Source organism: Nocardioides sp. P5_C9_2 (assembly GCF_054049555.1).
Map to the genome: position 1 here is coordinate 1 of NZ_JBFUMD010000050.1, position 12,535 is coordinate 12,535.

At 71.6% G+C, this 12,535-nt stretch carries 9 protein-coding genes; 3 read left to right on the plus strand and 6 right to left on the minus strand.

Annotation, left to right across the window (positions count from 1 at the left end; translation table 11 throughout):
* Positions 1–21: 21 nt before the first annotated feature.
* From ACXJKL_RS04365 to ACXJKL_RS04380, 4 genes are all read right to left on the minus strand, one after another.
* Positions 22–912, minus strand: coding sequence for a DUF3068 domain-containing protein (locus ACXJKL_RS04365; protein ID WP_457205833.1), 891 nt, complete (start codon positions 910–912; stop codon positions 22–24).
* Positions 913–993: 81 nt separating this feature from the next.
* The gene (locus ACXJKL_RS04370; protein ID WP_457205834.1) at positions 994–2,046 is read right to left on the minus strand and encodes an NAD-dependent epimerase/dehydratase family protein; all 1,053 of its coding nucleotides are present in this window, start codon (positions 2,044–2,046) and stop codon (positions 994–996) included.
* Positions 2,039–2,836 (minus strand): glycosyltransferase family 2 protein, encoded by a 798-nt coding sequence (locus ACXJKL_RS04375; protein WP_457205835.1) that lies wholly within the window; start codon positions 2,834–2,836, stop codon positions 2,039–2,041. The genes ACXJKL_RS04370 and ACXJKL_RS04375 overlap by 8 nt, the downstream gene beginning before the upstream one ends.
* A complete protein-coding gene (locus tag ACXJKL_RS04380) occupies positions 2,833–4,029 on the minus strand; it encodes a nucleotide sugar dehydrogenase (RefSeq protein WP_457205836.1) in 1,197 nt (398 codons plus the stop codon). The genes ACXJKL_RS04375 and ACXJKL_RS04380 overlap by 4 nt, the downstream gene beginning before the upstream one ends.
* A 189-nt stretch (positions 4,030–4,218) precedes the next feature.
* On the opposite strand from ACXJKL_RS04380, the gene ACXJKL_RS04385 reads away from it, so the two are divergent.
* Both ACXJKL_RS04385 and ACXJKL_RS04390 read left to right on the plus strand, forming a co-directional pair.
* Positions 4,219–5,979: a hypothetical protein gene (locus ACXJKL_RS04385; RefSeq protein WP_457205837.1), complete on the plus strand. Its 1,761-nt coding sequence runs from the start codon at positions 4,219–4,221 to the stop codon at positions 5,977–5,979.
* Positions 5,976–7,199, plus strand: a complete 1,224-nt coding sequence (locus tag ACXJKL_RS04390; RefSeq protein WP_457205838.1) for an acyltransferase family protein — start codon at positions 5,976–5,978, stop codon at positions 7,197–7,199. The genes ACXJKL_RS04385 and ACXJKL_RS04390 overlap by 4 nt, the downstream gene beginning before the upstream one ends.
* Here the strand turns inward: ACXJKL_RS04390 and ACXJKL_RS04395 are convergent.
* Both ACXJKL_RS04395 and ACXJKL_RS04400 read right to left on the minus strand, forming a co-directional pair.
* Complete coding sequence (locus ACXJKL_RS04395) at positions 7,091–11,212, minus strand: alpha-(1->3)-arabinofuranosyltransferase (RefSeq protein ID WP_457205839.1); 4,122 nt, start codon at positions 11,210–11,212, stop codon at positions 7,091–7,093. The two genes, ACXJKL_RS04390 and ACXJKL_RS04395, sit on opposite strands and share 109 nt — an antisense overlap.
* A complete protein-coding gene (locus ACXJKL_RS04400) occupies positions 11,179–11,955 on the minus strand; it encodes a class I SAM-dependent methyltransferase (protein ID WP_457205840.1) in 777 nt (258 codons plus the stop codon). The genes ACXJKL_RS04395 and ACXJKL_RS04400 overlap by 34 nt, the downstream gene beginning before the upstream one ends.
* A gap of 40 nt (positions 11,956–11,995) precedes the next feature.
* Between ACXJKL_RS04400 and ACXJKL_RS04405 the strand changes: the two genes are divergently transcribed.
* On the plus strand, positions 11,996–12,535 hold a 540-nt coding region (locus ACXJKL_RS04405), incomplete at its 3' end, for a glycosyltransferase (protein WP_457205841.1).

A 12,535-nucleotide genomic window follows, 5' to 3' on the forward strand; every position in this document is an offset into this window, starting at 1 on the left:
CCCACCACCAGCACCGTGGGCTCAGGCCTTCTCGTCCCGGCGACCGGCGAAGACGAGGTAGGCGCCGGCCAGCAGGGCCAGGGCGCCGCCGATGAAGCCGACGAGCGGCACCGTGCGGGTGATGAGCTCGATCTTGCTGCCCGAGTCCTTGGCCGAGTCCACGTTGTCCGCGACCTGGTCGTCGGTGAAGGCGAGGTCGAGGTCGAGCAGCACGTCGCCGTTCTCGAGGGTGCGCAGCTCCTGCTGGGTCTGGTTGATGATCGATCCGGTGACCGGGTCGATCCACAGGAACTTGTCCTGGGAGTAGACGCCCTGGATGCCGTCGACCACCTCGGCGGACTGCTCGTCGACCACCACGTGGTACTTGTAGGTCTCCAGGCCGTCGAGGGTCTCGGTGCTGTCGTAGACGGCGTCGACGGGCGCGCCGAGCAGGCCGTCCCAGTAGGGGTAGTCCTTCTTCTCGGCGTCGAAGGGCCACTTGTTGATGAGCCCCTCCTTCTCCTCGGCACCGGCCGGGAGGTACTTGCCGTTGACGGCCTCGGCGGTCGAGCGGTCCGTGGCGAAGACGTCCGTCGAGGCGGAGATCAGACGACCCTCGGGGTCATCCGCGTCGACGCAGTCGGGGACGTCGCCCTCGTCGATGACGAGGCAGACGGTGTTGACGAAGACGACCACGTCGTCGTCGGAGCGCTTGGAGTCGGCCTTCGTGATGCTGGTGGCCTTGACCTGGAGGGTCTCCACGTCCCCGCTCGCGGGGTTGAGCTTGTCGGCCGAGCCCGCCAGACGCGTCGTGCTGTCGGTGTCGAGCGGCGTGCGCTTCACCTGACCCGGGGCCCAGATGGAGGCCATCAGGCCGACGACCAACAAGAAGGCACCAAGCGCGAGAAGCACCCAACCAATGATCTTGCGCACGCGAAAGTCCTCCCAGGAGTCGATGAGTCGCCGAAGGCTACCAGCAGGTAGGCCCCCGTGTACGCAGGTTCGGAGGGGTGCCTAGATGATGCCGTCGGCCATCGCCTGACGCACCCACGGGATGACGATGTCGAGCATGTCGTCGAGCGTGGTGGCGGCGGTGAAGCCCAGGACGTCGCGGGCCTTCGTCACGTCCGGCACGCGCCGGGCGACGTCGTGCTCGAACGGAGTGTCCGACACCACCGCGAACGGCCGGTCGGGCCCGTGGATCTTGCGCCAGATGACCTCGGCGAGGTCCAGCACGCTGGTGGACTCGGCCGTGGACAGGTTGAAGTCCTCGTTGCGGGCCGCGGGGGACTCCATGGCCGCCACGATCCCCCGCGCCAGGTCCGCGCCGTAGGTGTAGTGCCGCACCTGGTGCCCCTCCCCCAGGATGTGCAGCGGGTCCTGACCCTTGAGCACCTTCTGGATGAGGTCCGGCACGACGTGGCTCATGGCGAGCGCGACGTTGCCGCTGGGGATCTCGACGTCGCCGAGGGCACGCCCCTCCCCCACACCCACGCAGTTGAAGGGGCGCACGATCGTGTACGGCACCCGGTACTGGTCCCAGGCGGCCTGCGCGAAGTACTCCACGGCCAGCTTCTGGAACCCGTACGACGACAGCGGCGGCGGGATGCGCCGCTCGTCGCCCTCGCGCGACGGCCAGGAGTCCGTCGACTCGAAGACCATCGACGAGCTGAGGTAGGTCACCTTCTGGAGCCGGCCCCGGCCGAGGACCTCGATGGCGGCATCGCAGGTGGCGGCCATGATCCGCTCGTTGGTGGCGAGGAGGTCGTAGGCGTAGGCGTGGAAGTAGGAGATGCCGCCGATCAGCGCCGCCCCCGCGACCAGGTGGTCGCAGTCGCCCAGCAGCCTCACCATCAGGTCCACGTCCCGGACGTCGCCCTCGACGAAGGTGTAGCGCGGGTGGTCGTCGTACGACTTGGTGAYGGGTCCGTACTTGGAGTAGTTGTCGATGCCGGTGACCTGGTAGCCGCGGTCGAGGAGCTCCTCCACGACGTAGCCGCCGATGAACCCGGCGGAGCCGGTGACGAGGACCCGCAGGTCGCTCGTGTCGTGCGTCTGGTCATCCATCGGAGGGGGCGTCCTGTTCTGCGGCCGGGGCCGCAYCGTTGTTGCGGGCGGCGATCCTGGCCGCCTCGTGGCGGACCTGGTCGACGGTGAGCTGGGGACCGTAGGCGAAGCGGTACCAGCGCAGGTACTTGGGGATCCACGCCTTCATGTCGAAGGTGGACTCGCCGATCGTGCGGTCGAGCCAGATGGTCGGCAGCTCGGCGACGGGGYGGCGGAGGCGGCGGGCCTTGGCCGTCAGCTCGAGCCCGATCTCGAAACCGCTGCGGCTGTGGACACCCACCTCGCGCACGAACGACGTGTCGTAGGCCTTGAAGCTGTTGGTGGCGTCGTCGGTGCCGACGCGCGCGAACGTCCCCAGCGAGCGGCCGGCGGCACGGGAGATCAGCCCCTTCAGCATCGGTCCACCCACCTGCTGGCCCCCCGGCGAGTAGCGCGAGGCGGCGGCCACGACGACGCCGCGCTCCACGAGGCGCACGAGCGGGTCGATCAACCGGGGGTCGTCGCTGCCGTCGGCCATCGTGACCACCACGACGGGCTTCTGCGCCGCGTCGATGCCGTAGCGGATGGCGTTGGCCGGCCCGCGCCCGTAGGTGTTGACCAGCGTCCGCACCCGCGGGTCGTGGCCCACGTGCTGGGCCACGGCCTCCACGGTGGGGTCGTTCGCGTCGTCGACCACCACCAGCACCTCGACGTCGATGGTGATCGCGTCGATGAGCCGGTCGAGGACGCGCTGGATGCCCTCGTCCTCGTGGTAGGCCGGGATGACGACGCTGACGGCGGCCGGGATCATGCGAGCGCTCCCTGTCCGCGCAGGTCCCACACGTCGACCACGGGGCCGTCGAAGGACACATCGGCGTACAACGCGTGGGGCGCCCCGATGACCACGATGTCGGACTCGGCCAGCACCTCGTCGAGGGGGCGGAGGTCGGGGTCGTCGGTGACGAACGGATCGGTGGTCAGCACCCGCGCGGAACGGAAGGCCAGGACCCTCTTGAGGCGGTAGGACAGGCTCGAGCGGCGGTCGTCGCTCTCGGCCTTGAAGGCCATCCCGAGGATCCCCACGGTCATCGACATGAGGTCGTGCCGCGCCTCCATGCTCTTGACCAGGTAGTCGGGGAGGCCCTCGTTGACCAGCATGGCCGAGTGCCCCAGCGGGAAGCTGCCGCCGGTGACCGACGCGAGCTGCATGGTGTCCTTGAAGAGGCACGGGCCCGCCGCGAAGCCCGCACCCGGCAGGTCGGCCGCCCGGGGGTAGCCCTCCATCATGGCGCGGCGGATGACCGAGAAGTCGAGGCCGAGGTCGTTGGCCATCATGTAGTACTGGTTGGCCGCCGCGAACTTGATGTAGCGCCACGAGTTGGTGAAGAGCTTGGCCAGCTCCGCCTCCTCGGGCTCCAGGTCCACGACGGTCTCGGTGAGACGGCCGAAGAGCGCGGCGGCCCGCTTGCGGGCCACATCGGTGCGGGCCGCGACGATCTGCGGCAGGGTGAAGAGCTCGGTCATGGCGAGTCCCTCGGCGATGCGCTCGGGGCAGAACGCCACGGCGACGCCGTCGAGCGGCTCCAGCAGGTGCTCCACCCGGCGGGTCACGCCCGGGAATACGGTGCTGCGCAGCACGACGAGCTGGCCGGGGCGCAGGTCCGCCATGAGGTTGCCGATCGCGCGCGGAACCGCCTCCGGGTCCGGGCTGAGGTACTGGTCGACGGGCGTGCCGACGACCACGACGACGTGCTCGGAGCGACCGACGACCGCGCGGTCGGTGGTGGCGACGAGCCCCCCGCGTGCCAGCGCGTCGGCCAGCGGCTCGTGGACGCCGGGCTCGAGGAACGGCGCGCGGCCGGCCATGATCTGCTCGACGGCGTCGGCGTTGATGTCGAAGATCGCCACGGACAGGCCGCGGCTGGCGAACGCGACCGCCAGCGGGAAGCCCACGTGGCCTGCCCCGCCGACGATGCAGACGTCGAAGTCGAACGTGTTGGTCACGGTTGTCGGTGCTCCTGTCTKTGGCCGCGCACAACCTACCTTTCCGGCGTCGGCGACGAGACCGATCCTGGCGATCCGGTGTGGCATGATTCGGCGCCGAAGGAGGCCACATTGCGGCAGCAGGACCCGAGGTCGGGCTCGTGGAGACGAGGGCTCGACGCCGACGGGGCTGCATCCTCGGTCGTGGCGGTGGGAGTCGTCCTCGTCCTGGCGCACGTCGCCTTCCGGGCCTGGGCCCTGGTGCCGAGCTGGTTCTACCTCGACGACTACAACCTGCTCTACGACACGACGACGGGGCGCTGGGGCCTGGACTACCTGCTCGAGCCCCACAACAGCAACCTGATGCCCGGGGGGCGCGCCGCGGCGTGGCTCGTCGCCGAGTCGGGGACGCTGGACTGGAACCTGGCCGCGGGCCTGGTGCTGCTGGTGCAGGCCATCGCGGCCGCGGCCGCCCTGTGGGCGTTGCTGTCGCTCTTCGGCGCGCGCTGGGGGGTGATCGCGCCCCTCGCGCTCTACCTGACCAGCGCGATGACCCTGCCCGCGATGATGTGGTGGACCGCGGCCCTGAACCAGGTGCCGCTGCAGGCGGCACTGTTCCTGGCCCTGGGGGCGTGGGTGCGCCACCTGCGCACACGCAAGGTCGTGTGGCTGGTCGCCACCCTCGTCGCGACGGCGGTGGGCCTCTTCTTCTACGTCAAGGCGCTGCTGTTCTTCCCGGTGCTCGCCTTCGTCGCGCTGGCCTGGTTCGCCACGGGCGGACCGCTGCGGCGGCTCCTGCACGTCGCCCGGACCTACTGGCTCGCCGCGGTCGCCGGCCTGGTCGTGGCCGTCCTCTACCTCGCCTACTACGTCCTGGCCGTGGACGCGCCCTTCACCGAGACCTCCCCCGGGATCGTGGGCCGGATCAGCGAGACCATGCTGGGCACGGCCTTCATGACCGGCGTGCTCGGTGGTCCGTGGTCCTGGGACCCGCGGGCCCCACCCAACGCCTTCGCCGACCCACCCGACATCACGGTGCACCTCGCCTGGGTGGTGGTGGTCCTGACCGTCGTCTTCGGTGTGCTGACCCGGCGTCGGACGCTGCGCGCCTGGTTCCTGCTCGCGGCGTACCTCATCTGCTGCCTCGCGCTCCTCGTGAACAGCCGTGGCCCCGAGTACGGCGCCATCATCGGGCTGGAGTACCGCTACCTCACCGACGCCGCGGCGATCGCCGCGGTGTGCGTGGGGCTGGCCTTCCTCGAGCTGCCCGGCGCACCCGGGTCCTCGGTCCCACGCGTGCCGTCGCTGCTCCGGGTGCAGCTCCGACCGCCCCTCGTGGCCGGCCTCGTGGCGCTCGTGGCGCTCGGCGGGATGGCGTCGTCGGTCCGCTACGTGACCTACTGGCACACGCTCAACGAGAGCGACCCCTGGATCCATGCCCTGGACGGTGACCTCCGGCGCCTCGGCCGGGTCGACCTCGCGGACACGGCAGTGCCCGAGGGCGTCATCTCCGCGGTGTTCGCGCCGGACAACGCGCTGAGCAAGATGACTCCCCTGCTGCACGGCACCGTGGACTTCCCCAGGGCCAGCTCGCGCCTCGGCGTGGTCGCCGAGGACGGGACCGTCAGGGCGGCCACCATCGGGTCCGGCGTGCGCTCGGAGGAGGGGCCCGCCCGCGGCTGCGGGTGGAAGGTCGGCGCCGCGGGACGCAGCATCCCGCTCACCGGTCGAGCGTTCGCGTGGGACTGGTGGGTGCGCCTCGGCTACCTGTACTCCGACGAGTCCCCGGTCACCGTCAGCGCCGGAGGCGACGAGGTCGAGACGACCCTGCTCCCCGGGCTCAACAGCCTCTACGTCCGGTTGAGCGGCTCCTTCGACGAGATCCGCATCGACGGCCTCGCGCCGGGGAGCACACTGTGCGTCGACACCGTCGAGGTGGGACAGGTCGAGGCAGGGAGTCCGATGTCATGAGGCGGCGACCTCGCGGTACGACCACGGCCGCGCCGAGCCACGAGTTCCCCGTGCTCGACACGCTGCGAGCGATCGGTGCCCTCGCGGTCCTGACCACCCACACTGCCTTCCAGGGCGGGGAGTACCTCCGCAACGGCGTCTGGGGAACACTGCTGGCACGCCTGGACGTGGGTGTGGCGATCTTCTTCGTCCTGTCGGGATTCCTCCTGGCACGACCCTGGCTGGCCCGTGCTGCGACCGGGATCCGGCCCCCCTCCACGAGGCGCTACTACGAGAAGCGCCTGGTGCGGATCTATCCGGTGTACCTCGTGACCGTGGTCATCGCGCTCGTGTGGATCCCGGAGAACGAGGGTGCCGGTGTCGGCACCTGGGTGTCGTCCCTGCTGCTGGCCGACCCGTACACGTCCGAGACGCTGCCGCACGGACTCACCCAGATGTGGAGCCTCACCGCCGAGGTCGCCTTCTACGCGGTGCTGCCGCTCCTGATGTGGTCGGCCGTCGGACGGGTCCGGACCCTGCGACCTCGTCGGGTGCTCGCCGTGCTGGTCGCGATGGGCGCGGTGAGCGTCGTCTGGATCCTGTTCCTCGCAGACGCCGTGCAGGAGCGGACCGACGGCGCACCGGGCCTGTGGCTGCCGTCCTTCGCCACGTGGTTCGCGGTGGGGATCGGCCTGGCCCTGGTCCACGTGCTCCACAGCGAGGGCCGACTGCCCGTCCGGGCCAACCCGCTGATCGACCTCGCCCGCATGCCCGGTGTCTRCTGGGCCATGATCGCCGGGCTCATGCTCGTCGCCGCCACCCCGGTGGCGGGCCCGGTCATGTTCCAGGTAGGCAGCCCCGGCCAGATCCTCACCAAGCACCTGGTGTACGCCGTCATCGGTGGCCTCATGGTGCTCTCGGGCATGTTCGTCGATCGCACCGGGCGCTACGCGCGCGCCATGTCGGCGCGGCCCCTGCGTCACCTCGGGCGGATCTCGTACGGGATCTTCTGCATCCACCTCGCCGTGCTCGCCTGGGTCTACGCGGTCACCGACTACACCGTCTTCGGGGGCGAGACCCTCCAGGTCTGGACGATGACGGTCGTCATCAGCATCCTGGCGGCCGAGCTGCTCTACCGGGTGATCGAGGTGCCGTCGTCGCGGCTCTCGGACCGGTGGCGTCGCGAGGAGTCCGCGGTGAGCGCTCCGAGCGCCGCGGCGCACGCTGCGAGCACGAGGTAGTGGGGCCACCCCCACGACCCCGCCCACCCCTGGGCGTCTCCCCAGGGGCGGATCACGTACGCCGCTCCAGCAGGCAGCAGCAGCACCCCCGTGAGCCACGTCGACCCGGAGACCGGGGCACGTCGCTGCACCAGCGCTCCCACCAGTGCGGCCCCCGCCGCCACCCCGGCACCCACGGGCCCGGCGAGCAGGGCCCCGGACGCGAGGGCGAGCAGCCCGAGCACCACGGGTGACGCCCGGCGGGAGGTGAGCGGCGCCGTCTGGGCGCGCCGCGCGCCTCCGGGACGCACCACCACGAGCAGCAGGAGGAGCAGCGCCACCGCCCCCACCAGCAGCCCGGCGCGGTAGACCCGGTCGGGGGCGAAGCGGGCCACGAGCACCTGGGCGTCCTCGTCTCCGAGCCGCCACCCCTGCCGCCACCCGTCGTAGACCGTGGGCTCGGTGCCGGCCTGCGTCGTCCACCCGCGGTTGACGTTCATGTGCGTGACGACGTGCCTGCCCGGTCCCGACGCGTCCACCTTCAGCTCGGTCGGCGAGGTCATCGCCGAGCCCACGTCCGTCGCCGCGGCCGACGGCGGTGGACTGCCGAGCACCATGCTGTCCACGACGAAGGCCGTCGCACCCTCGACCTCGACCTCGTTGACGCCCGCCTCGAGGTCGACGCGGGCACCGCCGCACAGCTCGGCCGTGCCCGTGCCGCCAGCGAAGAGCTCCGCGGGGCTGGCGGTGACCCTGGTCTCGTAGGTGACGGCGTTGACGCGAACCGGCGGACCGGCACCGCACGGCGTCGTGCGCTCGTCGGAGGGCAGGACGAGCGGCACGAAGGGCAGCCCCGAGAGCCTGAGCTCGGAGATGCCGACGGGGACGAAGGAGGCCGAGCCGTCGAAGTCGATGTCCGTGGCGGGCTCGGCGTCGATCACCTTGAGGGACAGCTGGGACGTGCGGATYGGCCGGAACGTCGCCGAGCCGCGCTCCCCCAGCCGCACCGTGCGCTTCCCGCCGGGCCAGGTGAGCTCCAGCGACTCCGGGATGCGGGCGGCCGTGCCCGGCTCGACGCTCAGCGCCAGGCCGGTGAGGGTGCGAGCGCCCAGCCACGACAGCCGGAGCTCGGGCTGCGGGTCGTCGAGCGCGGCGACCCACGAGGTCGACGGGTCACCGTCGATCGCCGCCACGGCCCGGACGCGCGGGTCCGGAGCGAGTGAGCTGGACGCCAGCGCGGACACCGGTTGGTCGCTGACGAGGTAGTCGTCCCAGTCCTGCCCCGCGATGGCGCTCACCGCGATGCTGGGCGTGGCCGTCATGGCCTCGTCGAGCGTGAAGCGTCGGGTGAACCCCCGCGGCTCCTCGGCGGCCCGGGCCTGCCCCTGACGGCAGCGCACCGCGTCGTCGATCCGCGCGCATCCCGACCGGTCGTCGCTGACTCGTCGCAGCACCACCGCGGAGGGCTCCTGGCTGTCCGCCGGTAGCTCCGGCAGGACCAGAGCGCGGTGCACGTCGAGACCCGCGGCGGCCACCTCGGCCAAGGCCACCCGGTTGTCCGGGCGGCCGGACCGGTCCTCGATCCGCAGGGTCCTCGTGGCTCCGGGTATGTCGATGCGCCGGGTGTCACCCGGGCTGAAGGTCAGCAGCGGGCTCGTCCAGTCGTCGGTGCTCACCTGCAGCACCTCGCGCCCCTCACCGCCCACGGTGATGGAGGTCCTACCGGGATAGCGGGGCTCGTCGAGCTCGAGCTGCCACCACTGGCCCAGCACGGCGCCGGGGCCCGACACCCAGCTGGTCTCGGGGTCGCCGTCGACCGCGGCGTACGGCATCGTTCCCGGCTCGACCGCGCCCACGGCGTTGGCGTCCGACTGCGAGCTCGAGGCGGTCAGCGCCCGTGCCCCGTCGAGCTCCGCCCACGTGGACCAGCGACGGGCGTCCCCGATCTCGTAGTCGGGCGAGCGACTGGGCAGGTTCCTGGGCTCGTCGACCGTGCGGGTCTCGGAGGTGGAGTCGTGCAGCCGCCCGAAGTTGCGCTCGACGGCGCGGAGCCCGTCGGTGAGGACGACCGGGGAGGACGGGTCCGGCTCCTGCTCATCGGCTGCGATGACGGCCGGTGCGTCGTCGAGGATGCCGAGCTCCGCGAGGTCCACGAGATCCTCCGGACCACCGACGACGACGGTCGGCCGGTCGGTCGTCGAGGCTCGCGACGTGTCGTCCTGCACGGCGTACACCTCGATGGCCGGGTACTCGTCCTGCCATCCCCCGTTGACCATCGCCTTGCCCAGGTCACCCTCGATCCTGGGAGCACCCCCGATGTCGGGTCCGAAGGTCCTGACCCGCTCGAGCCCGGGCGAGGCCTCCAGCGCCTGGTGCACGAGCACGGGGTCCGGGATGTCCGCGGACCGGGTGAGGTCGTTGCGCACGACGACATGGCTGACCCCGGAGCGCACCAGCAGCTGCGCCAGACCGGTCCCTCCGCGCCCCTGCGCCAGCCGTGCCTCGACCGCGTCGAGCATGCGGATGTTTCCCGCCGGTGCCAGGGGGACGGCGTTGCGCACGGCCCACGGCTTGCCGGCGAGGGACTGGAACGGCTCGTCCCTCGGGGTTCCCCAGACGTAGGTGCCGAACGACGAGCCCGGCACGAGCAGGGCCACGCCCTCCTCCTGCTCGCCCGCCAGCCAGTCCGCGGTGGCGACCCAGTAGTCGGGCACGTCGGCGAATCCGCCGGCCGGCGAGATACGCCCCATGAACGCCGGCAGGGAGGCGCCACACACGGCCAGGACACAGATGCCGACGAGCAGCCGCATGTTCAGCCGCTCGGACCTCGCCCCGGCCGTGTTCTCCGTCCCGGCCCGCGCCCGTCGCGCGACGAGCTCGTCGACCGCGAAGGCCATGCCGATGACCATGGGCAGACGGATCACGGGGTCGAACTTGTGCACGTTGCGGAGCGGCGCGAGGGGGCCGTCCAGGAGCTCCTGGAGCTCCGGCGCGAACCAGCCCTGGACCTGCCCGAGGTGGCCCATGGTCACGAGGAACAGTCCGACCACGAGGCCCGTGAGGAGGAAGCCCCGGTGGGGGTTGCGTCGCAGCGTGAGACCCACCAGGCCCAGCAGCATCACCACTGCACTGTTGGTGACCAGGTGGGCCTGGCGGAGGAGGTCGTTGCCGGCGCGCGACGCGGTGTCGACGTACGGGACCCAGTTGGAGGTCCCCCGCAGCGCGTCGAAGAGCGTGGTGGGGAAGGTGGTGTTGGCGGCCGACTCGATGTAGTCGAGGAACGGCGGGCTGTAGCCCCCCAGCAGGAAGAGCGGCACCAGCCACCAGAGCGTGCCGAGGAGGGTGAGGAGAGGCCACCAGACCATCAGCGTGCGCCGGCGCGGTCCGGGAGACCGGGTCAGCAGCCAGATCGCCCCCAGCGGCAGCACAGCCGAGGTCGCGGCCGCGTTGACGCCGCCGACCATGGCGATCGCGAGCGCGGACAGCGCGGCGGCCCGACGGGCCGAACCGCGCCGGGACCCGACGATGAGGGGCAGCAGCACCCACGGGGTCATCGCGCTGGGCCACACCTCGATGGAGCTCGGGCCGAGCACGGTGAGCATCCGCGGCGAGAGCGCGAAGGCGAGCCCCGCGAGGATGCAGGCCACGTCCGAGCGCACGCCCAGGGCGCGCGACACCCTCGCGGCGCCGACGAACGCGACGCACATGACCAGGGCCACCCAGAGCCGCTGGACGACCCACCCGGGCACGTCGAGCAGGGAGCCCACGGCGAAGAACGGTCCCATCGGCCACWGGTAGCCGTAGGCCTGGTTCTGCAGCTGGCCGAAGGCGCCCTCGGCGTCCCACAGGTGGGCCGCGCGGGACAGGAAGTCCAGCGGCGCGATCGCCAGGTCCAGCTTGGTGTCCGCCACCAGCAGTCCCGGCGACTGGGTGAGCGCCAACCCGACGAGCAGCATGCAGGCGGCGAGGAGCCGCCACCGGAACCGCGAGCCGTCCTGGGTCACTTCTTCCGCAGCACGAGCACGAGGTTCCACGTCACCACCTCTCGGACCACCGGCACACGGAGCAGCCATCGGCTCCACCAGGGGTTGTAGCGCGGGAGGAGGTGCACGACCTCGGCGTGCTGCTGGGTGCGGGCCCAGCGCAGGCCGTCGGCGACGGTGACGGCGAAGAGCGACTCGCCGTACTTGTTCTTGGGCTCGTGACCGTGCGTCGCGGCGTACCGACGCCGGGCCCGACGACCGCCGAGGAAGTGCCACGGCGACGTCTCGTGGCCGCCCCACGGACCGAACCAGGTCGTGTAGCTGATGAAGGCCAGCCCGCCGGGGCGGGTCACCCGCACCATCTCCTCTGCCATCCGCCACGGGTCGGGCACGTGCTCGAGGACGTTGGAGGAGTAGCAGACGTCGACGGAGCCGTCCGCGAACGGCAGCTGCATGCCGCTGCCGATGACGGTGCCCGCACCGATGTCCCCCGCGCCGGCGAGCTCACCGACGTCGGAGTCGAGCGCGAGGTACGTCGCGCCGGCCGCCCGGAAGGCGTCACGGAAGTAGCCCGGCCCACCGCCCACGTCGAGCAGCACGGCACCGTCGAGGTCGGCGTAGTGCGCCACCTGCGCCRCCGAGTCCTGGGCCAGCGCGGTGTAGAACCTGGCCGGGTCGGGCTGCTCGTAGCGGAACTCGGTGAACAGGTGCAGCGAGCGTCGCAGGTCGGCCCGCCAGGGTCGGCGACCCGAGGAGGTGGGGGGCACCTCGGTGGGACGGGTCTGGCTCGGCACGCGCAGATGCTACCCCGCAGTAGCTGTACGGTGTGCCGCAATGTCCGACGTCCACGACCTCAGCGGCCGCCACATCGCGTTCTTCAGCTGGCGCGACACCCACAACCCCGAGGGCGGGGGCGCCGAGCGCTACCTGGAGAAGATGGCGCACGGGCTGGTGGCCCGCGGCGCCCGGGTCACCATCCTGTGCGCGGCCCACGCGGCCGCGCCTCCGGACGAGACGGTGGACGGCGTCAGGTTCCTGCGCCGCGGCACCAAGCTGAGCGTCTACAAGGAGGGCGTGTCGGCCCTGCTGCGCCGTGAGCTCGGGCGCGTCGACGTCGTGGTGGACGTGCAGAACGGGCTGCCGTTCTTCACCCGCACGGCCACCCGCAAGCCGGTCGTGGTGCTCGTGCACCACGTGCACCGCGAGCAGTGGCCGGTCGTCTACCCCGGCCTCAGCGGACGCATCGGCTGGTGGATCGAGCGCCGCCTCGCACCGCGCCTCTACCGGTCCTGCCAGTACGTCGCGGTGTCCCGCGCCACCCGCGGCGAGCTGGTCGACCTCGGCGTCGACCGCGGGCGCATCGCGGTCGTGCAC